Origin of the sequence: Acinetobacter lactucae (assembly GCF_013122135.1) — a bacterium.
GTDB classification, from domain to species: Bacteria; Pseudomonadota; Gammaproteobacteria; order Pseudomonadales; family Moraxellaceae; genus Acinetobacter; species Acinetobacter lactucae.
In genome coordinates this window covers 3,163,465-3,189,123 of sequence record NZ_CP053391.1, presented here as the reverse complement: position 1 = coordinate 3,189,123, position 25,659 = coordinate 3,163,465, and the positions used below count along the sequence as shown (strand labels likewise).

Annotated in this window: 25 protein-coding genes; 19 read left to right on the top strand and 6 right to left on the bottom strand. The window is 40.7% G+C overall.

Features of this window, described 5'->3' with window-relative positions:
• Together HLV59_RS14940 and HLV59_RS14935 are read right to left on the bottom strand one after the other, a co-directional pair.
• Positions 1-354 carry a hypothetical protein gene (locus HLV59_RS14940; protein WP_171430279.1) on the bottom strand — a complete coding sequence of 118 codons (354 nt, stop codon included), beginning with the start codon at positions 352-354 and terminating at the stop codon, positions 1-3.
• Positions 355-446: 92 nt separating this feature from the next.
• Positions 447-1,865, bottom strand: coding sequence for a sensor domain-containing diguanylate cyclase (locus tag HLV59_RS14935; protein WP_062848708.1), 1,419 nt, complete (start codon positions 1,863-1,865; stop codon positions 447-449).
• Between the two features lie 425 nt (positions 1,866-2,290).
• Here HLV59_RS14935 and ndhC point away from each other — a divergent pair, with 425 nt between their 5' ends.
• The 15 genes from ndhC to HLV59_RS14860 all read left to right on the top strand — a co-directional run bounded on the left by ndhC (position 2,291) and on the right by HLV59_RS14860 (position 18,480).
• Entirely contained in the window at positions 2,291-2,842 is a 552-nt protein-coding gene (ndhC, locus tag HLV59_RS14930) for an NADH-quinone oxidoreductase subunit A (protein WP_171430278.1), read from the top strand.
• Between the two features lie 6 nt (positions 2,843-2,848).
• Positions 2,849-3,526 (top strand): NuoB/complex I 20 kDa subunit family protein, encoded by a 678-nt coding sequence (locus tag HLV59_RS14925; protein ID WP_002120034.1) that lies wholly within the window; start codon positions 2,849-2,851, stop codon positions 3,524-3,526.
• An 84-nt stretch (positions 3,527-3,610) separates the two neighbouring features.
• Positions 3,611-5,398, top strand: coding sequence for an NADH-quinone oxidoreductase subunit C/D (gene nuoC / locus HLV59_RS14920; protein WP_002120052.1), 1,788 nt, complete (start codon positions 3,611-3,613; stop codon positions 5,396-5,398).
• Positions 5,399-5,411: 13 nt separating this feature from the next.
• Entirely contained in the window at positions 5,412-5,921 is a 510-nt protein-coding gene (gene nuoE, locus HLV59_RS14915; RefSeq protein ID WP_002120040.1) for an NADH-quinone oxidoreductase subunit NuoE, read from the top strand.
• The gene (gene nuoF / locus HLV59_RS14910) at positions 5,918-7,249 is read left to right on the top strand and encodes an NADH-quinone oxidoreductase subunit NuoF (RefSeq protein WP_002120030.1); all 1,332 of its coding nucleotides are present in this window, start codon (positions 5,918-5,920) and stop codon (positions 7,247-7,249) included. The genes nuoE and nuoF overlap by 4 nt, the downstream gene beginning before the upstream one ends.
• A gap of 11 nt (positions 7,250-7,260) precedes the next feature.
• Entirely contained in the window at positions 7,261-9,945 is a 2,685-nt protein-coding gene (gene nuoG / locus HLV59_RS14905) for an NADH-quinone oxidoreductase subunit NuoG (RefSeq protein WP_069141561.1), read from the top strand.
• Positions 9,946-9,948: 3 nt separating this feature from the next.
• On the top strand, positions 9,949-10,965 hold the full coding sequence (gene nuoH, locus HLV59_RS14900) for an NADH-quinone oxidoreductase subunit NuoH (RefSeq protein ID WP_004703499.1): 1,017 nt from the start codon (positions 9,949-9,951) through the stop codon (positions 10,963-10,965).
• Positions 10,966-10,983: 18 nt separating this feature from the next.
• Positions 10,984-11,526, top strand: a complete 543-nt coding sequence (gene nuoI, locus HLV59_RS14895; RefSeq protein WP_002120012.1) for an NADH-quinone oxidoreductase subunit NuoI — start codon at positions 10,984-10,986, stop codon at positions 11,524-11,526.
• Positions 11,526-12,044: an NADH-quinone oxidoreductase subunit J gene (gene nuoJ, locus HLV59_RS14890; RefSeq protein ID WP_014205902.1), complete on the top strand. Its 519-nt coding sequence runs from the start codon at positions 11,526-11,528 to the stop codon at positions 12,042-12,044. The genes nuoI and nuoJ overlap by 1 nt, the downstream gene beginning before the upstream one ends.
• Positions 12,044-12,352 (top strand): NADH-quinone oxidoreductase subunit NuoK, encoded by a 309-nt coding sequence (gene nuoK / locus HLV59_RS14885; RefSeq protein WP_000529822.1) that lies wholly within the window; start codon positions 12,044-12,046, stop codon positions 12,350-12,352. Before nuoJ ends, nuoK begins: the two co-directional genes overlap by 1 nt.
• Positions 12,349-14,238, top strand: a complete 1,890-nt coding sequence (nuoL, locus tag HLV59_RS14880) for an NADH-quinone oxidoreductase subunit L (protein ID WP_002120008.1) — start codon at positions 12,349-12,351, stop codon at positions 14,236-14,238. Before nuoK ends, nuoL begins: the two co-directional genes overlap by 4 nt.
• Position 14,239: 1 nt before the next feature.
• Positions 14,240-15,838 carry an NADH-quinone oxidoreductase subunit M gene (gene nuoM / locus HLV59_RS14875; RefSeq protein WP_002120006.1) on the top strand — a complete coding sequence of 533 codons (1,599 nt, stop codon included), beginning with the start codon at positions 14,240-14,242 and terminating at the stop codon, positions 15,836-15,838.
• A gap of 2 nt (positions 15,839-15,840) precedes the next feature.
• Positions 15,841-17,334, top strand: coding sequence for an NADH-quinone oxidoreductase subunit NuoN (gene nuoN / locus HLV59_RS14870; RefSeq protein ID WP_016144453.1), 1,494 nt, complete (start codon positions 15,841-15,843; stop codon positions 17,332-17,334).
• 100 nt (positions 17,335-17,434) lie between these two features.
• Positions 17,435-18,070 (top strand): uracil phosphoribosyltransferase, encoded by a 636-nt coding sequence (gene upp, locus HLV59_RS14865; protein WP_002120045.1) that lies wholly within the window; start codon positions 17,435-17,437, stop codon positions 18,068-18,070.
• Between the two features lie 116 nt (positions 18,071-18,186).
• Positions 18,187-18,480 (top strand): cold shock domain-containing protein, encoded by a 294-nt coding sequence (locus HLV59_RS14860; RefSeq protein WP_171430277.1) that lies wholly within the window; start codon positions 18,187-18,189, stop codon positions 18,478-18,480.
• 19 nt (positions 18,481-18,499) lie between these two features.
• On the opposite strand, the gene gigC is transcribed toward HLV59_RS14860, so the two are convergent.
• On the bottom strand, positions 18,500-19,384 hold the full coding sequence (gigC, locus tag HLV59_RS14855) for a LysR family transcriptional regulator GigC (RefSeq protein WP_009393857.1): 885 nt from the start codon (positions 19,382-19,384) through the stop codon (positions 18,500-18,502).
• A gap of 86 nt (positions 19,385-19,470) precedes the next feature.
• Here gigC and HLV59_RS14850 point away from each other — a divergent pair, with 86 nt between their 5' ends.
• Complete coding sequence (locus HLV59_RS14850) at positions 19,471-20,232, top strand: ferredoxin--NADP reductase (protein ID WP_171430276.1); 762 nt, start codon at positions 19,471-19,473, stop codon at positions 20,230-20,232.
• Positions 20,233-20,281: 49 nt separating this feature from the next.
• Here HLV59_RS14850 and HLV59_RS14845 read toward each other — a convergent pair whose 3' ends face one another.
• Entirely contained in the window at positions 20,282-20,701 is a 420-nt protein-coding gene (locus HLV59_RS14845; RefSeq protein ID WP_171067949.1) for a hypothetical protein, read from the bottom strand.
• 290 nt (positions 20,702-20,991) lie between these two features.
• On the opposite strand from HLV59_RS14845, the gene HLV59_RS14840 reads away from it, so the two are divergent.
• The 3 genes from HLV59_RS14840 to HLV59_RS14830 all read left to right on the top strand — a co-directional run bounded on the left by HLV59_RS14840 (position 20,992) and on the right by HLV59_RS14830 (position 23,445).
• Positions 20,992-21,219, top strand: a complete 228-nt coding sequence (locus HLV59_RS14840; protein WP_005803268.1) for a hypothetical protein — start codon at positions 20,992-20,994, stop codon at positions 21,217-21,219.
• A 224-nt stretch (positions 21,220-21,443) separates the two neighbouring features.
• A complete protein-coding gene (locus tag HLV59_RS14835; protein WP_171430275.1) occupies positions 21,444-23,147 on the top strand; it encodes a mechanosensitive ion channel in 1,704 nt (567 codons plus the stop codon).
• Between the two features lie 127 nt (positions 23,148-23,274).
• A complete protein-coding gene (locus tag HLV59_RS14830) occupies positions 23,275-23,445 on the top strand; it encodes a hypothetical protein (protein ID WP_016142085.1) in 171 nt (56 codons plus the stop codon).
• A gap of 12 nt (positions 23,446-23,457) precedes the next feature.
• Here HLV59_RS14830 and HLV59_RS14825 read toward each other — a convergent pair whose 3' ends face one another.
• Together HLV59_RS14825 and HLV59_RS14820 are read right to left on the bottom strand one after the other, a co-directional pair.
• Positions 23,458-24,657, bottom strand: a complete 1,200-nt coding sequence (locus tag HLV59_RS14825; protein WP_061874913.1) for a BaiN/RdsA family NAD(P)/FAD-dependent oxidoreductase — start codon at positions 24,655-24,657, stop codon at positions 23,458-23,460.
• Positions 24,658-24,773: 116 nt separating this feature from the next.
• Positions 24,774-25,655 (bottom strand): 1-aminocyclopropane-1-carboxylate deaminase/D-cysteine desulfhydrase, encoded by an 882-nt coding sequence (locus HLV59_RS14820; protein ID WP_171430274.1) that lies wholly within the window; start codon positions 25,653-25,655, stop codon positions 24,774-24,776.
• Positions 25,656-25,659 lie beyond the last annotated feature (4 nt).

The window sequence follows — 25,659 nt, the reverse complement described above, 5'->3', positions numbered from 1 at the left end:
TTATAATTGAGTCGCATCTGGTTCCAAAATAGTTTTCCCGCTTCTTAAGCTGGTTAACGCCTCGGAATTAAAGTCGATCAGTAATGAATTATTTTTTGCATCAATCTGGTATTTTTGAATAAGAGGTTGGTCTCCATTAATTGTTTCTATTTTATATTCATCTGCAATATGCAAAATACCTTCTAGGTTGGTTGTGGTTGACGCAAAATCCTGTCTAAATATTTCATAGACATCCCGCAAGTCAAAAATTGCATTGTTAGCATCTGGATGTTTGTGAATATAGCTTTCTATATGTCGCACAAGTAGTTGTGCAAACAAGTAGTAATTTGGTTTATGCGTATATTCTAGAGTCATGCATTTTTCTCCTTATTATCTGTTATTAGCATACATGGCAAAACACAGGTTATTGTATAAAATTCATTACACTAGATGATGAAATGAAAAAATTATAAAGATATAAAGACCCGATTACGCCCTTGGCGCTTTGCTTGATATAAAGCATCATCTGCTTCTTTAAATAAACTTTCAATCGCTCGATGAGAAGATGGGGAATATAAGCTTATACCAATACTGACTTGTATAAAAATGGGTAATTTCCCATAAATATAAATAGGTTGCTGGCTAATTTTAATTCGTATTTGTTCTGCAAGTTCAAAAGCACTTTCCTTGGTGGTATCTGCAATAAAAATGGCAAATTCTTCACCGCCCAAGCGGCCCAACAAATCATGAGGATGGAGAATATTTTGAATCGTGGTGACACAAGTCTGTAGCGCACGATCACCGATTTGATGCCCGTAGTTGTCGTTGACTTGTTTGAAATGGTCGACATCCAACATGAAAAAAGCTGAAGTTTTATTTTCTTTTTGTACTTTTTCTTGAAGTAATCTGACTGACTGCAAAAACTGACGTCGAGTCAGACTTGAAGTTAGTTCATCATGTGCAATCGCATGTTGAAGCTTTTGAATTAACTCTGAATGCAAAACACTAATACTCGAAACTGTCAGAGGGGCAATCGTCATCATGATTAACCCTATACGGATTGAAATCGTATTGCTGAAATAGTCATTCGGGTAGAGTAAAAGGTAGTGCCCAGAGACATGATAAATAATATAAGCACTGGTAAAGCTTGTAATGAGTGCAACAACAATAGGTTTGTAGCGAATAGCACACCAGATGAGTGCAGCAATTGGGTAGAGGAGCGAACCGGGACCAGAATCATAATAACTGGCTGCGATAGAAATAAGGACAGCCACGAAAGGTAAGAGGTCGGTTGCGTGTAAACCACGATTTCTTGAGAAGGAATGTTTTATCTGACTATATTGAGGGATGTTCAGTATGATCGGTAAAAGAAGTAAGGCATTTTGCAATTCTGAGGTAAACCAGTAACCAAATTCATCCAACAAGCCACCAAGCATAAATTTAGTATTAAACATAGGCACGAAAGTTGCTGCAAACAATCCGCCTACTACGCTACCGACCCCACATAAAGCAAATAAAAATAAGTAAGAATAACCTCGGTAAGCGGCTTTAATATACTGATTAAAAAACATGTAGAGCGCAAACGTAGTAACAACATAAAGAAAGTTTGAAGTTGTTAAAACGAGTGTGAGAGCAAATGGGGTACCCTGAAATAGGTCAGCAATAACATAGCCGCTATATGCACCTAAAAATGTACCTAGTCGGCGTGTGCTTGGAAAGCGAATGAGTAACCCAAGCAAAACCGAGTTGGCAGGCCAAAAAAATGCGAGAAAACTTAAAGGACGAGATGCGATGCCGATGAAACAACATACTGCAATAATGAAGCTAAAGAGGAGAAAAAGTTTTAAAAAGGAGAGAAATGAAAATTCACGAAGTGAGTATGGCATCAGCTGCCCTTAATGATAAATACTCTTATCCAAGAGTAATAAAATATTATGCATGATTAAACATTCATCATAATTCAGAGGAGAAGCTGAATACAATAAAAAACAAACTAATATTATAAAAAAGTAAGTTATAAAAAGTTAATAAGAGCTTCAACTGTGTAAATATTCTAAAATTAAAAAATGAAAAAAATCATCATAAATAAAGAAACAATTAAATAAACCGATTATGTGCGGTGAAACCCCCCTTACAACACATAGATGAATAGTTTTGTCTAGAAAATCATCCGAAAGACTAAGACGCTTCAACTAGCATGGGAAATTAGAAATCAGGTACAATTGGCGGGATTAATTTTGTGTTTGGTGTATTTGAAGGCCAATACATACATTCTTTGTTAAATAATAGGCCTGCCAGGAGTTATCCCCGCATGAGTGCCATTACTCCATACGACTGGGCGATTATCGCCTTCGTGATCGGCGTTACATTTCTTTGCGTCTTTATGCTCACAGTTCCCTTACTCCTCGGGGGAAAATCGTGGGGACGTGCTAAGCAAGAGCAGTTTGAATCAGGTGTCGTGAGTGCTGGTGGCGCTCGCATTCGCCTGTCTGCAAAGTTCTATTTAGTTGCAATTTTCTTTGTTGTCTTCGACTTAGAGGCGCTTTACCTCTATGCATGGTCTACTTCTGTGCGTGAAGTAGGGTGGTTGGGATATACCACTGTAGTGATCTTTGTCGTTGATCTATTGATTGCGCTTGTTTATGCCTTCTCTGTAGGTGCTTTAAGTTGGTCACCAGCAGATCGCCGTAAATCAGCAGGTGAGGCGGTTAAAATCGGTTCACCAACAATGAACATTGCTGAAATTACACGCTTTAATTCTATTGAAGAGCTCGTAACTGACCCTACAGGCCAGATTCCAGCTCAATCATCAGGTCGTGTTAAGTCAAAAACTACACCTGCATTGCCATCTGAAAAGGAGTAAGTCGGGATGAAATATACTCTGACCCGCGCGAATCCGGATGCTGATCAATACCCATTGCAAGAACGTCAAATTGTGACGGATCCGCTTGAAGAGGAAGTGAATAAAAACGTATTCATGACTCGTTTAGAGGATGTCTTGCATACAGCAGTAAACTGGGGACGTAAAAACTCTTTGTGGCCATTTAACTTTGGTACCTCATGTTGTTACGTCGAATATGCAACGACCTTAACCGGTGTGCATGACTTGTCACGTTTCGGTGCAGAGGTTATCCGTGCTTCACCTCGTCAGGCTGACTTGATGATTGTTGCAGGTACCTGTTTCGTAAAAATGGCACCAGTTATTCAGCGTCTGTATGAACAGATGTTAGAGCCTAAATGGGTCATCTCGATGGGTGCTTGTGCAAACTCTGGAGGTATGTACGACATCTATTCAGTAGTACAAGGTGTAGACAAAATTATTCCTGTTGACGTGTACGTCCCAGGTTGTCCGCCTCGTCCTGAAGCATTAATTCAAGCTTTAATGCTTTTACAAGACCAGATTCAATTAGAGCGACGCCCGCTTTCTGCCGTGATCGGTGATGATCTTCAGCCAGTATATAAGCCAAAGATGATGCCAGAACGTGACCGTAAGAATGCTGAGCGTATTGCCGTTAAAAACTTACGCTCTATGGATGAGATTAAATAATTTTTTGACGGTGTTTTGACATATCTAACTGATATGTTCATCGAGAAAATTGACAGAATTTGTATTAAATAGGAAGCCAAGCCAATGGCTGAAACTGACATTGCTATGCCAGAGTCAACAGCAGTTGATTCACGCCCAGCATTTGCAATCGTAGAAGAGCTCAAAACCAAATTTGGTGAGAACTTTTACGTGCAGGCGACTTTTGAAGAGTTTCCAACAGTCTGGGTTGAGCGCGCACGCGTGCAAGAAGTCCTTATGTTCCTACGTAAAGTGGAACGTCCGTATGTAATGCTATTTGACTTATCTGCGATGGATGAACGTTTACGTGTTCATCGTGATGGTTTACCAGCATCTGACTTCACTGTGTTCTATCATTTATTATCGCTTGAGCGTAATAGTGACATTCGTATCAAGGTTGCCTTGAACGAAAATGATCTAAACATTCCAACAGCGACAAATATCTGGCCAAATGCCAACTGGTATGAACGTGAAGCTTACGATATGTTCGGTATCAATTTCGAAGGGCATCCAATGCTCCGTCGTATTTTGTTGCCAACCTATTGGGAAGGTCATCCGCTTCGTAAAGAATATTCAGCACGTGCGACAGAATATACGCCGTATATGCAAGACAAAGCGAAACAAGACTTTGAACAAGAGCACTTACGTTTTGTACCAGAAGACTGGGGCCTTAAGCGTGGTAACGCTGATGAAGACTTCATGTTCTTGAACTTGGGTCCTAACCATCCATCTGCACATGGTGCGTTCCGTGTTGTATTGCAGTTAGATGGCGAAGAAGTGAAAGACTGTGTACCTGATATTGGTTATCACCACCGTGGTGTGGAAAAGATGGCTGAACGTCAAACATGGCATTCTTTCATTCCTTATACTGACCGTGTTGACTACTTAGGTGGTTGTGCTCAAAACATGCCGTATGTGATGGCTGTAGAGCAAATGGCAGGTATTAAAGTTCCTGAGCGTGCGCAAGTGATTCGTGTCATGTTGAACGAATTGTTCCGTATCAATAACCACTTGTTATTCTGTGGTACGGCAATTCAGGATGCCGGTGGTATGACACCAGTATTCTATATGTTCGCAGACCGTCAAAAAGTTTACGACATTGTCGAAGCAATCACGGGTTACCGTATGCATCCAGCATGGTTCCGTATTGGTGGTACAGCACACGATCTTCCAAACAACTGGCAAAAGCTTGTTAAAGAATTGCTAGAGTGGATGCCTAAACGCTTAAACGAATACTACACAGCTGCATTGAAAAACTCTGTGTTTATTGGTCGTACGCGTAATGTTGCACAATACGATGCCAAATCTGCACTCGCATGGGGTGTAACTGGTACTGGTTTACGTGCAACAGGTATCGATTTTGACGTACGTAAATATCGTCCATATAGCGGCTATGAAAACTTCGATTTTGATGTGCCGGTTGAGTATGAAGGCGATGCATACGCACGTGTGCTTGTTCACTTCCGTGAAATTACCGAGTCGCTAAAAATTATTCAACAGTGCTTGGATAACATGCCTTCTGGTCCATACAAAGCGGATCATCCATTGGCTGTTCCACCACCGAAAGATAAGACATTACAAGATATTGAAACCTTGATTACGCACTTCTTGAGCGTTTCATGGGGTCCTGTCATGCCAGCGGGCGAGTCATCATTTATGACTGAAGTGGTTAAAGGTGCAAGTACTTATTACTTGACTTCAGATAAAGCGACTATGAGTTATCGTACTCGTATTCGTACACCGACGTTTACTCACTTACAGCAAATGCCTTCAGTGATTAACGGAAGTTTAGTATCTGACTTAATCATTTATCTGGCGACCATTGACGTGGTTATGGCTGACGTGGATCGCTAAGAGGTAACACATAATGATGATTTTGACTGATAAAAAACCACGTGTGAATGTCGAAGGGATTTTGACTGCGGAAGAAATTCACGAAATCGAACATCACATTGGTCACTATCCATACCCTCGTGCAGCCTCTTTGGATGCATTGAAGTGTGTACAGCGCCGTAATGGTTGGGTAGATGACGCTCAAATGAATGCCATCGCACAGTTGTTGTCGATGAGTGTTGCTGATTTGGAAGGCGTTGCAACATTTTACAACCGTATCTATCGCCATCCGGTAGGTCGTCACGTAATTTTACTTTGCGACTCAATTGCTTGCTTCTTAATGGGTGCAGAAACTCTTGCTGAAGCATTCCAGCGTGAATTAGGAATTCAGTATGGTCAAACGACACCAGATGGTCGTTTTACTCTGCTTCCAATTTGCTGCCTAGGCAACTGCGACAAAGGCCCAACTTTAATGATTGATGAAGATACTCACGGTTTAGTCGAAGTGACATCAATTAAACAGTTATTGGAGAAGTATGTATGAATACTGAACCAAAACCAATTTATGGCGACGGTAATCCGGAAACTCATCCGCTCACTTGGCGTTTAAGCAAACAAGAAGCGGTACGTAGTGCTGATGATTACGAAGCACTTGAAGGCTATGCTGGCTTTAAAAAAGCTTTAGGCATGAAACCTGCTGAAGTGTTAGATGTCATTAAAGCTGCAACTGTAAAAGGTCGTGGTGGTGCGGGTTTCCCTGCGGGTATTAAATGGTCATTGATGGCACCAAATGATGGTGGTCCACGTTACTTGATCTGTAATGCCGACGAAATGGAACCAGGTACCTTTAAAGACCGTTTGTTGATGGAAAAACTTCCACATCAATTGATCGAAGGGATGTTAATTGCGGGTTATACCTTAGAAGCAACTCAAGGTTATATCTTTATCCGTGGTGAATACATCGAGGCTGCTCAATATCTAAATGAAGCGTTAGAACAGATTCGTGCTAAAGGTTATTTAGGCGAAAACATCTTAGGTTCTGGCTGGAATTTTGATCTGCATGTACATACGGGTGCAGGGCGTTATATCTGTGGTGAAGAAACTGCATTGATTAACTCGCTTGAAGGCCGTCGTGCTAACCCACGTACTAAGCCACCGTTCCCGCAAGTTGCAGGAGCATGGGGCCGTCCGACGATTGTGAACAACGTTGAAACTTATAACAACTTGCCAGCAATCATGCTTCGTGGACCAGAGTGGTATATCGGTTTATCAGCGGGTAAATCAAAAGATCCAGGCACTAAAATTTATGGTGCATCGGGTAAAGTTAAATTCCCGGGTCTTTGGGAATTGCCATTTGGTACAACTGCGCGTGAAGTGATTGAAGATCATGCAGGTGGTATGCGTGAGGGCTTAAAGCTCAAAGCATGGTTACCGGGCGGTGCTTCAACTGACTTTTTGCCAGCAGATACCATTGATTTACCAATGGATGCAGACACGATTATGAAAGCAGGTTCTCGTTTGGGAACATGTTTGTTAATGGTGGTAGATGAAACCCAATGTATGGTATCGCTCACTCGTAACTTAGAAGAGTTCTTTGCGCGTGAATCATGTGGTTTCTGTACACCATGTCGTGATGGTTTGCCATGGGCTGTTAAAGCGCTTAAAGCACTTGAAGCAGGCGAAGGTAAGAAAGAAGATATCGACCATTTACAAGAACTAACTCGTAAATTATGGATTGGTAAAACTTTCTGTGCCCACGCACCAGGTGCGATGGAGCCGCTTATGGGCGCACTCAAACATTTCCGTGGTGAGTTTGAAGCGAAAGTGACGAATCGTCCTGTCGTGCAAACCAGCAACGTAGAACAAGCTTAAGGAATTCGACTATGGCTACAATTCATGTCGATGGAAAATCGTATGAAGTCAACGGCTCGGAAAACTTGCTACAAGCATGTTTGAGTCTGGGCATCGACATCCCATATTTTTGTTGGCATCCATCCTTAGGTTCGGTTGGTTCTTGCCGTCAATGTGCTGTTACGCAATATGCGAATCCAGAAGATACGCGTGGTCGTTTAGTCATGTCTTGCATGACACCAGCATCTGACAATACCTATATCTCAATTGAAGACAAAGAAGCAACGGATTTCCGTGCATCTATTGTTGAATTTTTGATGACCAACCACCCGCACGACTGTCCAGTCTGTGAAGAGGGTGGTCACTGTCATTTACAAGATATGACTGTAATGACGGGTCATGACCGTCGTCGCTACCGTTTTACAAAACGTACGCATTACAACCAAGAACTCGGCTCATTCATTGCGCATGAAATGAACCGCTGTATTGCTTGTTACCGTTGTGTTCGTTACTACAAAGACTATGCGGGCGGTACAGACTTTGGCGTATATGCCAATGCATCTCGTGTTTACTTTGGTCGTCCGGAATCAGGTACTTTAGAGTCTGAATTCTCTGGTAACTTGACTGAAGTATGTCCAACAGGTGTATTTACTGATAAGACTCATTCAGAGCGTTATAACCGTAAGTGGGACATGCAGTATGCACCAAGCGTGTGTCAAGGCTGTTCTTCTGGTTGTAACATTTCTCCGGGTGAACGTTATGGTGAAATCCGTCGTGTAGAAAACCGTTTTAATGGTTCGGTTAACCAATACTTCCTTTGTGACAAAGGTCGTTTTGGCACAGGTTATGTAAACCGTGCAGACCGTCCACGTCAGCCTCAGTTCCGTAATGGTGAAACTGTTGCAACTGTTTCTGTCGACCAAGCTCTAGATCAAGCGATTGCTAAGCTTCAAGGCAAAAAAGTTTTGGGTATTGGTTCTCCTCGCGCAAGTTTGGAATCGAACTATGCATTACGTGAGCTTGTAGGTCAGGCAAATTATTCAACTGGTATTGCACAAAAAGAGCAAAAGCTTGTTGAACTTGCTGCATCTATCATGCAAACCGAGGGTATCTACAACCCGAATATGCGTGAAATTGAAAGCTATGATGCTGTTCTGATCTTAGGTGAAGACCTAACTCAAACTGCACCTCGTATGGCATTGTCTGTTCGCCAAGCTGCGAAAAACAAAGCGCGTGAAATGGCTGCAAAAACACGTACACCAGATTGGTTAGCTGAGCCTGTACAACGTATTGGCCAAGAAGCAAAATCTCCAGTTTACATTTTAGCTGCAACTCAAACTCGTCTTGCTGACATTGCAACTGGTGAAGTGGTTGCTTCTCCAAATGACATCGCACGTTTAGGCTTTGCAGTTGCTGCGGCAGTAAATGGTGAAGTTGTAGGTGGTTTAGATGAAGATGCAAAAGCATTTGCTCAAACCATTGCCGACACTCTAAAAGCAGCAAACAAACCATTAATTATTGCGGGTACAAGCTTGCAAGATGCTTCTATTATGGAAGCTGCAGCACAGTTGACTCAGAACTTAGGTTCTAAAGCTGGTTTAAGTCTTGTAGTTCCTGAAGTGAACTCTATGGGCTTGGCATTGTTCGGTGGTTTAAGCCTTGAACAAGCATTTGCTCAAGACTACGACACACTTGTTATTGTTGAAAATGACTTGTTCCGTCGCTTACCAGCTGCACAAGTACAAGCTGCATTAGATAAAGCTGAAACAGTAATCGTGCTTGATCACAGTGAAACTGAAACTGTGAAACAGGCTGATATCGTTCTTTCAGCAGCAAGCTTTGCAGAGGGTGATGGTACTGTTGTAAGCCAAGAAGGTCGTGCACAGCGTTTCTATCAAGTTTACGATCCAAGCTACTACAAACCTGAATACGCAATTAAAGAATCATGGCGTTGGTTACATGCCATTGAAACTGGCATTAAAGGTAAGGCTGTAGATTGGACATTGCTTGATGATGTCATTGAAAGCATCGTGAAAAATGTACCAGTACTTGAAGCTATCCAAGATGTTGCGCCTGATGCAGGTTATCGTGTACATGGCTTGAAAATCGCTCGTGAACCACGTCGTTATTCAGGTCGTACAGCAATGCGTGCGCCGTTATCGGTTCATGAGCCTAAACAGCCTACCGATCCAGATTCAGCATTAACATTCTCAATGGAAGGTTATGTTGGTCCGCAAAAAGCATCATCATTAGTACCATTTGCATGGGCTCCGGGTTGGAACTCTCCACAATCTTGGAACAAATACCAAGATGAAGTCGGTGGTCACTTAAAAGGTGGTGATTCTGGTGTTCGTTTATTCGATCGCTTGGCAAAACGTCCTGCACGTAGCTACGTTGCTCCAGTGCCAGTAGTTGCAAACCCTGAAAGTTTCCGCTTAGTACCAATGCATCATATTTTTGGTTCTGGTGAATTCACGATTAAAACACCTGCAATGGAAACTCGTATTCCTGAAGCTGTGTTTGCAGTGGGCGAACAAGATGCAACTCGTTTGAATCTTCAAGAAGGTCAACGCATTACGGTAAAAGCAGGCGAAACGACTGTGAGCTTGCCGGTACAAGTAATTGAATATTTACCTACAGGTTATATTGGTTACCCAGTTGGTTTAGCACCAATGGTGTCACTAGCTGAGCCTGTTTCAGTGGCTTTAGGAGTGTAATTCATGAATCAAGAAATTATACGTCAAACGCCACTTTGGGCTGAGAACTGGCCGATTGCTTACGCTGTCGTTCAAGCAGTTGTGATTTTGCTTGTTGTTGTTTTAGTTGCTGCGTTGATGTCTTTTATTGAGCGTCGTTTACTTGCTTGGTGGCAAGACCGTTATGGTCCAAACCGTGTTGGTCCTGGTGGTATGTTCCAGATCGTTGCCGACATGCTCAAGATCATGTTCAAAGAAGACTGGACACCAAAGTTTGCTGACAAACTTACATTCCGTTTAGCACCAGCTGTTGCAATGGCAACAGCGGTTCTTTCGTTCATGGTAATCCCGGTGAGTCCTTCACTGGGTGTTGCTGACATGAGTATCGGTTTATTGTTCTTCATGGCAATGGCTGGTATTGCAGTCTATGCGGTTTTATTTGGTGGCTGGGCTTCAAATAACAAATACTCATTGCTTGGTGGTTTACGTTCAGCAGCTCAAACTATTTCTTATGAAGTGTTCTTGGGTATTTCATTGATGGGTGTGGTTGCAATTGCAGGCTCATTTAACCTTCGTGAAATTGTTGAAGCACAACGTGATGTTTGGTTCGTCATTCCGCAATTCTTAGGTTTCTTGATTTTCGTAGTTGCTGGTGTTGCGGTAACTCACCGTCATCCATTTGACCAACCAGAAGCAGAACAAGAATTGGCAGAAGGTTACCATGTTGAATATGGCGGTATGAAATGGGGTATGTTCTTCGTTGCTGAATATGTCAACGTAGTACTAATCTCTGCATTGATCGTGACTTTATTCTTTGGTGGCTGGTTAGCACCATTCAATTTAGAAATTCCATTTGTTCCACCAGTATTCTGGTTTGTGATTAAAACAGCATTCTTTGTAATGATGTTCGTATTGGCACGTGGTTCTTTAATGCGTCCACGTTATGACCAAGTCATGAACTTTGGTTGGAAAATTTGTTTGCCATTGGCGTTGGTCAACTTGTTAGTGACTGGTGCTGTGATTCTGATGAATCAGGCCTAGGACAGCAGGGAGTACAAAATGTATAAATTTCTAGCTGGATTCGGATCAATTGTACGTACGTTACTCATGGTGTTTAGCCATGCAACACGTAAACGTGACACGATTTTATATCCAGAAGTTCCGGCTGAACAGATTGTGCCGCCACGCTTTCGTGGTCGTATCGTATTAACGCGTGACCCTGATGGGGAAGAGCGTTGCGTAGCATGTAACCTATGTGCGGTTGCATGTCCGGTTGGCTGTATCTCACTACAAAAAGCAGAAACAGAAGATGGTCGTTGGTACCCGGAGTTTTTCCGTATCAACTTCTCACGTTGTATTTTCTGCGGTATGTGTGAAGAAGCTTGTCCAACAACTGCGATTCAGCTTACCCCAGACTTCGAGTTAGGCGAATATGTACGTCAAGACCTTGTTTATGAGAAAGAAAACTTACTCATTTCAGGTCCAGGCAAATACCCAGACTACAACTTCTACCGTGTAACGGGTATGGCAATTAACGGTAAAGAGAAAGGTCAAGCACAAAAAGAAAGTGCACCAATCGATGTACGGAGTCTATTACCATGATGTGGCCGTTTTATTTGATGGCACTCGTGGCCATCGTTTCTACGGTTCGTGTAGTGACTAACACGAACCCTGTACACGCTCTACTTAGTCTAATTGTTTCATTGCTTGCTGTTGCTGGTATTTTCATGATCGTGGGGGCGCCTTTTGCAGGTGCTCTTGAAATCATCGTTTATGCCGGAGCAATTATGGTTCTATTTGTCTTCGTGGTGATGATGCTTAACTTAGGTCAACACACCGTTGAACAAGAACGCAAATGGCTTTCTTCAGATGCTTGGGCATATCCAGCACTCATGAGTTTCTTGCTCGGCTTGCTTTTAGTTTGGATGCTTGGTGGTGAATACACCACTATTTCAGCACCGCTTGGGGCACAAGTGATTGGACCAAAAGTAGTTGGTCAAGCACTCTTTACTCACTATTTATTATTGGTTGAAGTTGCCGCGATGTTATTGCTAGCAGCCCTTGTTGCAGCATACCACTTAGGTAAACGTGAACCAGGTGCAGAAGAGGAAAAAGAATAATGGGCCAGATTCCTTTAGAACATGGTTTGATTGTTGCAACCATCCTTTTTGCACTCGGTTTTTACGGTGTAATGGTGCGACGCAACCTATTATTTATGTTAATGAGCCTTGAAATCATGATGAATGCTGCAGCATTGGCATTTGTTCTTGCAGGTAGCGTATGGGCACAACCAGATGGGCAAGTGATGTTCATTCTGATTTTGACCCTTGCAGCAGCAGAGGCATGTATCGGTCTTGCGATTGTCCTTCAGTTCTATCATCGCTTCCATCATTTGGATGTGGATGCTGCTAGTGAGATGCGCGGATGAGTTATTTATATTTAACAGTATTATTTCCGCTAATCGGTTTTATTTTATTGGCGGCAGGACGAGACAAACTCTCTGAAAATGTTGCAGCTGTTATTGGTGTAGGTTCTGTAGGTTTATCTGCATTATTTGCACTCATTGCTGGAATGGCATTTACCACGAGTGGTCAACAAGTTTTTGTTCAAAACTTGTGGACATGGTTCAATGTTGGCGGTTTTGCGCCGGGCATTAGCTTACATTTAGATGGCTTATCTTTACTCATGATGGGCATGATCACGGGTGTTGGTTTCTTAATCCACATCTTTGCATCATGGTACATGCGTGGTGAAGAGGGTTATGCGCGTTTCTTCTCTTATTTCAACCTGTTTGTTGCCAGCATGCTTGTGCTTGTATTGGGTGACAACTTGGCGTTGTTATTCTTGGGTTGGGAAGGCGTAGGTCTTTGCTCTTACTTGCTAATCGGTTTCTATTATGCAAACCCTGCAAATGGTTGGGCTGCGATCAAAGCGTTTACAGTGACCCGCGTTGGTGACGTATTCTTGCTTATTGCTTTATTCTTGCTTTACCAACAATTTGGTACGCTGAATACTCAGTACATCGTTGAACACGCAGCAGAAGTAATGACGAAGAGTTCGTCACTTACAATCTGGACTGCATTAATGTTGTTCTTGGGTGCTGCTGGTAAGTCTGCTCAAATTCCATTGCAAACATGGTTGGCAGATGCGATGGCAGGTCCAACACCTGTTTCTGCATTAATCCACGCTGCAACAATGGTAACGGCTGGTGTGTACTTATGCTGCCGTCTATTCAGCGTATTCGAACTTGCTCCTGAAGTGATGCAATTCATTTCAGTAACTGGCGCGGTAACTTTGTTAGTTGCAGGTTTTGCTGCACTTGTTCAAACAGACATCAAACGTATCTTGGCTTACTCAACAATGAGTCAGCTTGGCTATATGTTTATGGCTGTAGGTGCGGAAGCTTATCAAGCTGGTTTATTCCACATGTTGGCTCACGCATTCTTTAAGGCATTATTATTCTTGTCTTCTGGTGCGGTGATTTTGGCTTACCACCACGAGCAAAACATCTTCAAAATGGGTGGTTTGTTCAAACGTAACAAATTCCTGTTTGCTTGTTTCGCGATTGGTGGCGGTGCATTAGCAGCTATTCCATTCTTAACAATTGGCTTCTTCTCTAAAGATGCGATTCTTGGTGAAGTTTGGGTACAAGGCCAATCAGTTGCTTTATATCACACCTTATATTGGGTGGGTGTAGCAGGTGCATTCCTGACTTCAATCTATACATTCCGTTTAATCTGGGTTGTATTCTTTGGTCAAGAAAATACCCCTTACCATGAGATTAAAGGTGCAACTTACTGGGCTCCATTGGGTATTTTAGCTGTATTGTCTACTTTTGTTGGTGCGGTATTAAAAGCACCGGTAGCAGGTATTCTGAATACTGCAAAAATCCCTGAATTCCATGTCGCTGAACAATTTGTAGAAGGCATGCATGGGGCAGAGCACTTAGCAGTAGGTATTGCACTAGTTGGTCTAGTTGTTGGTATAGCATTATTTACATTTGCTTATGGTGCAGTGAAATCATTCGCTCAAACAAGTTTGGGTTCAGGTTTGGCACATATTTGCCGTACCGCTTTTGGTTTTGATGCATTGTATGACATCGTTTTTGTTAAACCTTATTTATTCTTCGCCAAAATCTTTGGCCGTGATCCGATTGACGGTTTGTGGTTGGTTCTTCCTGCACTCGTGAAAGGCGGAAACAGTTTTACAAGCTCACGTCAAACAGGTTCATTGCGTGAATACGCATCAAGCATGTCACTCGGTGTAGTGGTGTTATTGATGATCTTGATCGTTATTCAGGTAGTGGGGAAATAAAATGGAAAACAATTTAATTTTACCCGCGCTGATCCTTGTTCCGTTCATTGCCGGTTTTATTTGTTGGTTAGTCGATAAGCTCGACAAAACTCTGCCACGCTGGATTGCCTTAATTGGTATGCTCATTACTTTGGGCTTAGGTCTTGCACTTTGGCAAAGTGGAACTTATAGCTACGAGTTGGGTTCTAAAATCCCAACTTGGTCTGCTGAGTTCTATTTACCGTGGATTCAATCACTCGGTATAGGCATTCACTTAGCTGTGGATGGTTTATCTTTACTCATGGTGTTATTAACAGCGTTACTTGGTGTACTTGCTGTTGGTTGTTCATGGGGTGAGATTCAAAAGAACGTTGGTTTCTTCCACTTAAACCTCTTATGGAGTTTAGGTGGTGTTATCGGTGTATTCTTAGCGATTGACTTGTTCTTGTTCTTCTTCTTCTGGGAGATGATGCTTGTACCAATCTACTTCTTGATTGCGTTATGGGGTCATAAAGGTTCAAACGGTCGTTCACGTGTTTACGCGGCTACTAAGTTCTTCCTTTACACGCAGATTGCTGGTCTAGTGATGTTAATCGGTATCCTAGGTCTTGTGGTTTATGGCTACATGATGACAGGCATGATCGGTTTCGATTACAACTATTTATTAGCTGTAGCTAACCACTTGCCTGCAGGCTTAGCATACGGTTTCATGATCTGTTTCTTCATCGGTTTTGCGGTGAAGTTACCAGTATTCCCATTACACGGTTGGTTACCAGATGCACATGCTCAAGCACCTACAGCGGGTTCTGTAGACTTAGCGGGTATCTTGATTAAAACAGCTGCGTATGGCTTACTTCGTTTTGTTATTCCTTTCTTCCCGACCGCTTCTGCACAGTTTGCAGACATTGCGATTATTTTCGGTTTGATTGGTATTTTCTACGGCGCATGGTGTGCTTACCAGCAAACTGACATGAAACGTTTACTTGCGTATACGTCGATTTCACACATGGGCTTTATCTTACTTGCAATCTATGCAGGTAACATTTTGACCTTCCAAGGTCTAATGATCATGATGTTGGCACATGGTTTGTCATCAGCTGCATTGTTCATTATGTCTGGTCAAATCTACGAACGTTTACATACACGTGATTTACGTTTAATGGGTGGTCTTCGTGGCCAGCTTCAGTACTTGCCATTTTTCTTGATGTTCTTTGTTGCTGCTCTTGTAGGTGTACCGGGTCTAGGTAACTTTATTGGTGAATTCCTGATTTTGATGGGTTCATTTAATAAATATCCTGTCTTCACGATCCTTGCTTCTATCAGCCTTGTGTTCGCAGGTTTATATGGCTTGATCTTGATTCACCGTGCTTTATTCGGTGAACCAAATCCTGAACAAAAGCAACATTACACTAGTCCATTGAAAGACTTATCTGCTCGTGAAGTTGGTATTTTGATGATTTGTGCGATTGGTCTCGTTTGGCTTGGTATCTACCCACAAACATTCTTGGATGTATCTCATTCAAGCATGCAGTGGTTGGTCAATAGTTATGTGCCAGTACAAGAAGTCGTTGAAACTGTTCAGCAAACAGCTACTCAACTTGACCATGTGGAGATCCAATAATCATGAACTTCACAGTATCATTCTCTACGCTTATGCCTTTAACTCCGGTGATGATTGTTGCTTTGACAACAATCGTCGTCATGTTGTTAATTTCTATTAAGCGTAATCATAATTTAATCGCAACGACTTCTGTTGTTGGTTTAAACCTCGCTGCACTTTATATTTTATTTGCAGTATTTGGCGGTAAGTTTGTTCCGGCAAATGTGATGGGCATGTTTATGGTTGATCCATTTACCATGTTCTATCAATTTATGATTTTGATTGCGGCATTGGCTTGTTGTACTTTGTCTCATGCCTATATCGAAACTTATAAAGATAACCGTGAAGAGTTATACCTTTTGTTACTTGCTTCAGTAGCAGGTGCAATGTTAATGGTTGCAAGCTCTCACTATGCATCGTTCTTCATTAGCCTTGAGTTAATGTCGATTCCTGTATATGGCTTACTTGCTTATACTTATCAACGTAGTAACTCACTTGAAGCGGGTATTAAATACCTTGTACTTTCAGCAACAGCTTCTGCAATGTTGTTGATGGGTATGGCATATATCTATGCATATACAGGTTCGCTTTCATTCTATGATTCTGTACAAGCATTATTTGAAGCAATCAAACAGCCAATGGTGTTATTAGGTTTAGCACTTATTATCTTTGCTGTTGCATTTAAATTGTCGCTTGCACCGTTCCATAAATGGACACCGGATGTATATGCAGGTGCACCAGCGCCAATGGCAACTTTCTTAGCAACTGCTGCTAAAGTTGCAACAATTGGTTTATTCGTGCGCTATATGCTTGCATCAGGCGCAATGATGGTGAACTCGTTAGTAACTATTTTGACGATCATTGCTGTATTGTCGATTTTAGTTGGTAACTTACTTGCTGTTCGTCAAGTTAACTTAAAACGTATTCTTGGTTATTCATCTATTGCTCATTTTGGTTATTTGTTAATTGCTTTAATTAGCATGACTTATGCAAGCTTGGGTAGCGTAACTGTATATGTGGTGTCTTATGTATTAACAACTATCGGTGCCTTTGGTGCGGTAGCGTTAATGTCTAGCCCATATAACAACGTAGATGAAGCACAAAGTCTTGCAGACTACCGTGGTTTGTTCTGGCGCCGTCCAGTACTTACAGCAACTTTAACAGTCATGATGTTGTCTTTGGCTGGTATTCCATTAACAGCAGGCTTCATTGGTAAGTTCTTGGTGGTAATGGCTGCTGTAACAACTCAACACTGGTTCTTGGCTGCAATGATTATTGTGGGTAGTGGTATTGGTTTGTACTATTACTTACGTGTGATGGTTGTCATGTATATGACACCACCAGAAACTCCTCGTATTGATGCAGATGCTCATTGGGGACAAAAAGTAGGTGGTTTAATGGTATTGGCTGCTGCTGCATTAGTTATTATTTTGGGTGTTTACCCAGATCCAATGATTAATTTGGCATTGAAAGCAGAAATTTTATCTCCATTACATTTCATGCTTTCACAACAGTAATTCTGGTGTACAAAAAAGCCTCCAAAACTGGAGGCTTTTTTTTATTGGGCGTTAAAAAAAGATTATAATAAATACGTTTTTATATTTTTAGGTAACATCTGTGGCCATTCAAGAAATTCGTCACCCACTTATTCGTCATAAATTAGGTTTGTTACGCCGTGCTGACATCAGTACTAAGAATTTCCGTGAGCTTGCTCAGGAAGTGACTATGTTGTTGACGTATGAAGCAACAAAAGATTTACCTGTTGTGGATTGCGAAATTGATGGATGGGCTGGAACTGTTACTACACAGCGTATTGCTGGTAAGAAAATAACGATTGTACCGATTTTACGTGCCGGAATTGGTATGTTGGATGGTGTACTTAACCTAATTCCAAGCGCAAAAGTGAGTGTTTTAGGTCTTGAGCGTAATGAGGAAACTTTAGAAGTTCGTACTTATTATAAAAAACTAGTTCCAGATGTTGCTAACCGTCTTGCGATGATTATTGACCCAATGCTAGCAACGGGTAATTCGTTAGTTGCTGCTATTGATGTGTTAAAGGCAAGTGGTTGTAAAGATATCCGTGTGATGGTGTTAGTTGCTGCTCCTGAAGGCGTTGCTAAAGTTGAAGCAGCTCATCCAGATGTGCAAATTTATACAGCATCTATTGATAATGGCTTAAATGAACAAGGTTATATTGTTCCTGGCTTGGGTGATGCTGGCGATAAAATTTTTGGTAGTGTACAAAAAGATTAATTTTTTGAAATCGCATTAAAAAGAGACTTCATTAAACCGTATAATTTTAAAAACGGAATCGTGAGTCTCTTTTTTATTTACTGCAACGACTGGATTGGAAAAGTAGGGGAAAGATCATGAAGCAAGAGTTTTATACTGGAAGGGTAAAACAATATAACCCTGATAAAGGGTTTGGTTTTATTGAAACTACCGAAGGAGATATTTTCTTTCATATTTCTGATTTCCCTGCATCAGAGGGCGAACCGAAAAGAAATGAAAAAGTGAGATTTCTTGCCGCAGATAATCAGGGTAAATTTAAAGCGATCAAAATTGAGCGTGTTGACCCGAATCCTGCGAAAACCAAGAAAAATAAAATTGCGGATCACAATAAAGCGATCACAAGCGAATTGTTGTCAAATTTTCGACGTTAATTAATGAAAAGATCAGGTTTTAAACCTGATCTTCACAAAATTGTAAGAATGCTTTGAGGCCAGGCCCCTGATACTTTTGACGGTGTACCAGCATATAAAGCGGACGGGTAAGTTGCCAGAATGGTGTATCTAAAATTACTAATTGTCCCTTTTCAATTAAAGGTTCAATGGCAAGTTTAGAAATACATGACATACCTAAACCACCAGCAACGATTTTTAAAATTGCTTCATTGTGACCTAGGGTTAAGCGAATATTCGCATCTGGCAGATCTTGCAATATAGCATTATCAAACACTTCACGAGTTCCTGAGCCTTCTTCACGTAAAATCCATTCGACTTGAAGAAAATCATGTGCTGTTAAAGGTCTATTTAAACGTGCTAATGGGTGATTTGGGGAACAGCAGACTGCAAGCTCATCATCACGCCAATGGATACATTGGAGCTGAGGTAAGTGACATGAGCCTTCAATTAAAGCTAAATCAAGTTGGAATTGATTAACTGCTTCAATCATTTGGCGTGTATTACCCACCTGTAATTGCAAATGTGCTTTAGGGTGATGTTGTAAAAAGTTTGCCATTAAATCTGGCATGAGGTAATCACTAATTGTTAAAGTGGCCCCAATACGTAAATCAATACTTTGCAATTCACCTTTTGCAGCTTGCTCAAAAGCTTCACAGCGACCTAATATTTCTAGGGCTTGTGGTAACAGAAAGCGACCTAAATCATTAAGTTGTAATCGTTTACCTAAACGGTCAAATAGAGGAGCACCAAGGCCATCCTCTAAATCTGCTAAAGCCATACTTGCTGCACTTTGCGTCAGTCTGACCGCATCACTGGCTTTAGTGACAGTTCCTTCTTGAGCGACTGCTACAAAAACAGCCAACTGGCGTAATGTCATGCGCATGTTTAAAAAGCCTTAACGTTTAAAAGTATTCATTATTTCGGCTGTCATGCTAACATGAGCGCACTATTTCATGCCACGTTGAAATCATGTCAATTGAAAAATTTAGCGTAGAAAAAGTTTTATCTGTACACCGTTGGACCCCAACTCTTTTCAGTTTCACCATGACTCGCCCTGCACATTTTAAATTTACGGCTGGGCAATTTGCACGTATTGGGCTGAAAGTTGGAGAAGAACTTGTTGTTCGTGCTTATTCTGTAGTTTCTTCTCCATTTGATGAAACGCTTGAATTCTTTTCGATTGTGGTACCTGATGGCGCATTTACTTCAAACCTTCAACATCTAAAAGTAGGTGATGAGCTTTACTTAGAAAAAATACCTTATGGCTATTTGACCTTAGCTCGCTATCAACAACCTTTACCGCACGATTTATGGTTACTGGCAACAGGTACAGGTTTAGCTCCATTTTTATCGATGCTACAAGACTTTGAAACTTGGACTAATTATCAAAAGATTAATTTGGTTTACAGTGTCCGTACTGAAGCTGAATTAGCGTATGTCGATCGTATTCAAGAGATTGCTGAGACTTTTGGAGAAGGGCACAATGGTTTTAAATTTATTTCAATTATTACCCGCGATCCATCTGCGCCTTTACATGAGCGTTTACCAATTTTGATTGAAAATGGTGAACTAGAAAAATCTGCTGGTATAGAACTGAACCCTGCCACTAGCCATGTCATGCTTTGCGGAAATCCGCAAATGGTAGATGACACTAAAGAGGCTTTAAAACGACGTGGTTTGACGATGAATCGTCGAGGTGAGGGAAATATTGCGGTAGAAAATTACTGGTAATAAATCTTATTTTGGAATTACTTAAAAATTAATTTTATGGATATGTTTATTAGTGGACAAACATATCCATAAATTCGCGAATTTCTGCGATTGCACTATCTACATCAGTTGAAAGCCAAGTTGGTTCAAAAAGACCTGCATAATGTTCCAAACGATCTTGAGGGACAACTAAGCGAACAGGGCAGTCTTCTTCAAGCAAACGCCAAGGTAAAATCGGAACTTCATTATCCAAAAAAATATTGATATTACGAATATCAACAATCATGGCATTAATGCAGTCAGGAAATGGCATGACGGAAAATTCTTCGGTACGGCGACGAAAATACTCTAAATCACCCCATTTGAGTTCATAACTTGGTTTATTAAATTCAATAATACCAATGAGATGTTCGTCTCTCGTCTGATGTAAATAACATTGATGTGTGACGTCAGTGTCGAGATCAAGTGTTACGTTTTGCTGACGATACATCATAAAATAGAGCAGCTTTAAAACAAGGGGGCTTATTATAGCCTATTTTATAAAAAGTGAGCGCTAAAACATATTGTATTACAAATAGAACATTGAAGAAGCTCGGGCATAACTCATCATTATTTTTAAAGGGAAAAATAATTTCGCCTAAATTTTATACTGTTTTTATGATTTTAATAGTAGAGTTTTGCAACCACAGACACCTTAGAATAATGCTTTTTCACACAATGCAACAAACGAAATTGCTATGATGATTATAAAGTTAATGATAAAAGAAGAGGGGAAAGAAGATGCATGATTTTTCAAAACCACCTCATGTGACGAGTCCTGAAGAAACTGCGAAAAAAAGAAGATTGCCAGTTTACATTTTAATTATTGTCGGGCTTTTTCTTATTGCATTGATCGTCTACATGGTTGCTGATCACAGCAAAACACCTAAAGAAGAAGCCGCTTTTCAACATGAGGCCACACCACATGTCATTAAGAGCACTTCAGATTTGAATATTTATAAAGGGTAATAAGCTACCAGTATATCTTTATACAAAGCCTTTAGGACGTGACCTGAAGGCTTTTTTTGCAACCTTTTGCATCAATTTGTTGTATTTATGCAGAACTGTGTTGATTAGAAAATATTCAAAACATAAGGTGAGATAGACCGCATTCATCGTCATTTTTAACAACGAAAAGTGTTTTTCATTATTGAAAGCACTGAAAAGAACATAACAATTGAGGACATAACAATATGAATGAATTTTTTGATAGGCCTCGCGGCGCTCAATTTGATGCGATGTATTACTGGGATCAGTTTCATCCTATTTTAGCTGCAATCGTCATCTTACTGGTAGGCTGGATAATTGCTTTATTAGTTGCGGCAGGTGTAAAAAAACTTCTGCAAAAAGTAAATACCAATGCAAAATTATCTTCAGCAACTGGGCGTGCTCCAAACATAGAAGGTCTTATTTCAAAAGTCGTATTCTGGTTTATTCTAATCTTAGCTGTTGTCGCAGCTCTTAATGTACTTAACATTAGTGGAGTAAGTGGCCCGTTCAGCAATATGGTGAATCAGGTACTCGTCTATATTCCAAATATTATTGCTGCTGTTGTGGTGGGTTTTATTGGTTGGATCGTTGCTCGACTGGTGCGAGCGGGGGTGACCAATGTTTTATCCCGAACTCAACTCGATGATAAGTTAAGCAGTGAAGTGGGTGTAGGTGGAATTAGCCAGAATATTGGTGAAATTCTTTACTGGCTTGTATTGTTACTTTTCCTTCCGATTGTTCTTTCAATACTAGGATTAACAGGCTTACTGATTCCAGTTCAAAATATGGTAAATGATGCAGTAGCGTTCTTACCAAATATCTTTATTGCTGGTGTTATCGTTTTTGTTGGTTATATCTTGGCAAAAATTGTACGGGGTATTGTTGAAGGTTTAGTAAATAGCTTGGGTGTTCAGGCGCAAGCTGAAAAAATTGGTCTTTTTAAAAGCTCTAACGTAGGCAAGTTCTTAGGTTCATTTGTTTTCGCAATCATCATTATTACAACATTGATTGTAGCGTTTGAAGCTTTAGGTATTGAGACAATTTCTCAGCCAGCAACAGCTATGCTCAATGAAATCTTGCAGGCGATTCCAAACATTATTGCTGCTGGTTTAATTCTACTGGTTGCCTATATTGTTTCTCGTTTTGTTGGCCGCTTAGTCGCTGAATTAATTGCAGGTACAGGTGTTGATGAAATTCCTGCAAAGTTAGATGTACAACGCTTTTTAGGACAAACTAAAGTTTCTAATGCAGTTGGCTGGCTAATTGTATTCTTTACGATGCTGTTTGCGGTTTCTGAAGCTGCTGATCGTCTTGGTTTCGAACAGATTAGTGGTCTAATCGCAATGTTTATCCATTTCGGTGCAAACATTCTATTGGGCGCTGTAATCTTGGTGATTGGTTTCTGGCTTGCCAATGTTGTGGCGAACGTGGTTCAACGTGGCGAATACAATAGCTCGCGTTGGTTGGGTAGTTTAGTTCGTGTGTTAATTATTGGTCTTGTACTTGCGCTTGGTTTAAGAGCGATGGGTATTGCAGATTCAATCGTTAATCTTGCATTTGGTTTGACTCTAGGCGCAGTTGCAGTTGCTTTCGCTCTTGCATTTGGTTTAGGTGGTCGCCAACCAGCAGAAAGACTGTTGAGTGATTTGCTAGATAAAGCTAAAAAAGAAGCGAATGAACCAAATCCTTTATACCAACCACCTTCTACTACGACAACGAGCAGTCCATCTGCTGGTAGCTCATCTGCAACCACTACTTCGTCAACATCTACAGTTACACCAACGTCTACAACTTCACCATCAACGGTTTCATCTGATGCAAAACCAGCTGATTCTGCGCAAGTAAATCCAGCACAACCACCAGTAAATAAACCGTTTGGATCTACTGGAGAAAATGACGAAATTTAGTAAATGAAATCAATTTTCAGATAAACCGTACAAAAAATCTTTGATTTTTGTGATAAGTTCGACCACTCTATATTGAGTGGTCGTCCTTTTTTGGCCGTTATAAAAACAAATAAGTGAGGAAAATACGATGAAGAAACCAGGTCGTTTTTTAGCACCGATTGTCATTGCGGGAATTACTGTCGGTTTTTTGGCAAGTGCTTATAAGTTTGTATTTAACAAATCTAATTCATCAAAACAGACAACAACGCATACGCGTAATTCTGAAAATTCGTCAAATGATTCGAAAGCGTCAAATTAGCTAATTCATCATTTAAACGTATTGTGCTGCTGCATAAGCGGAAGACCAAGCCCATTGGAAGTTATAACCTCCTAAATGGCCAGTCACATCAAGTACTTCGCCAATAAAAAATAATCCTTTTTGCTTTTTACTTTCCATGGTTTTAGAAGATACTTCAGTTGTATCAACTCCACCTAAAGTAACTTCGGCAGTACGATATCCTTCTGTACCTGATGGTTTGACGGTAAAGCCATGTAGCTGCTCAGCAATATGATCTAGCTGTGCATCACTGATATTACCAATCGCTGTTTCACTCTGCTCTGGCCAGATGAGTTGCTGTAACTCTTGAATAATACTCTTGGCAGTAAAATCACTAAGAAGGGTGCGCAATAAAACTTTAGGTTGAGTTTTCTTTTTATCTTTTAAATAAGTTGCTAAATCTTGGCTTGGGAAAAAGTCAATTTTAAAATTTTCACCAGTATTCCAATAGTTTGAAAGCTGTAAAGAACTTGGACCACTCAAACCACGATGGGTAAATAATAATGCTTCAGTAAAGCTATTTTTCGAGTTACTGAGTGTCACATCTAAAGCATTACCACTTAAGCGTGTGGTGACCTCTTTAATATGATCTGAAAACGTAAATGGGACCAAACCTGCGCGAGTTGGGAAAACCTGATGTCCAAATTTTTGTGCCAGTTCATAGCCAAAACCAGAACCACCCAAAGTTGGAATGGATAAGCCACCTGTAGCTACGACTAGGGACTCACAGCTAAATCGACCTTGATTTGTGTGTACAGTAAAACCACCTTGTTCTAATGGGTCAATCTGGACAGCTTCGCATTGAGTTTGAATATCCACATTGTTAGTTTTATTACATTCACTCACCAGCATTTCTAAAATTTCTTTAGCGCCATTTAGCGTGAATAACTGTCCGTGTTTTCGTTCTTCATAAGCAATTTTATAATCACATACCAAACCGATAAAGTCCCAGTTGCTATAGCGTGACAGGGCTGAAATAACAAAGTGTGGATTATGAGAAATATAGTTGTCAGGCTCTACATACAAGTTAGTAAAGTTACACTTACCGCCGCCTGACATTAAAATCTTTTTACCAATTTTATTGGCTTTTTCTACAATTAAAACCGAGCGTCCTCGTTTAGCAGCATGTGCAGCCAACATGAGTCCAGAAGCACCTGCACCTAAGACAATGACATCGACATGACTGTTAGACATAAGAGATTCTCGATTGATCGTGAAAATTTAAAAGGGGCATATACTATCATGCCGAGCCTTAGTCATGCTAAAGACATTTATTATGGTAGTGAACAATGCGACCTAAAAATGATAAGTTATTGATGTGATTTATTTCTTATATCTGCTTGTAAGCCACCAGAATGAATTGCCAGAATGCGAGTTCCTTTAGAGAAGTAATTATTTTTTATAAGATCAAACAGACCAAACATCATCTTTCCCGTATAGATCGGTTCAAGTGGTAGGGCGTGTTGCTCTTCAAAATTTTCTATAAATGCCAATAGTTCGGGTGAGGTTTTTGCATATCCGCCACAGCAGTAGGCATCTGTAAGAGACCAATTCTGCTTTTTGGTCCAATGCCGAATTTCTTGTGGTAAAAAATCACCTTTTAGAGCCGAAAATCCTAAGACTTCTTGATCTGCTGAACTTCGTTCAATAATTCCCGAAATCGTTCCACCAGTTCCTACTGCACAGCAAATCACATCATATTGTTCTAAATCGCTTTGACTGAGAATTTCCTGACAGCCTTGAACTGCGAGTTCATTAGTCCCACCTTCGGGAATAATGAAAGTTTCAGGAAACTGCTGATGTAACTGTTGAAGATAGTTTGCATCATCTCGTAAGCGATATTCACTGCGTGAGACAAAATGTAGATGCATTCCTAAACTTTGAGCTTTTACTAAGGTTGGATTAAGAGGCTGGGTTGCTAATTCTTCACCACGAATAATGCCTATACTTTTTAAACCAAAAAGATGAGCTGCATAGGCAGTCGCGGCAATATGGTTGGAATAGGCTCCACCAAAAGTCAAAATGCTTGATAAATTTTGTTGTTTTGCAGCAAGAAAATTGTATTTTAATTTGAAAAACTTATTGCCCGAAATTTGAGGATGAACTAAATCTAATCGTTTAATGTCGAGATGAACTAAAGAGGGGAGTTCAATGTGCTGGTAGGGGATGGGCTGGGCAATGTGATCAAACATTAGA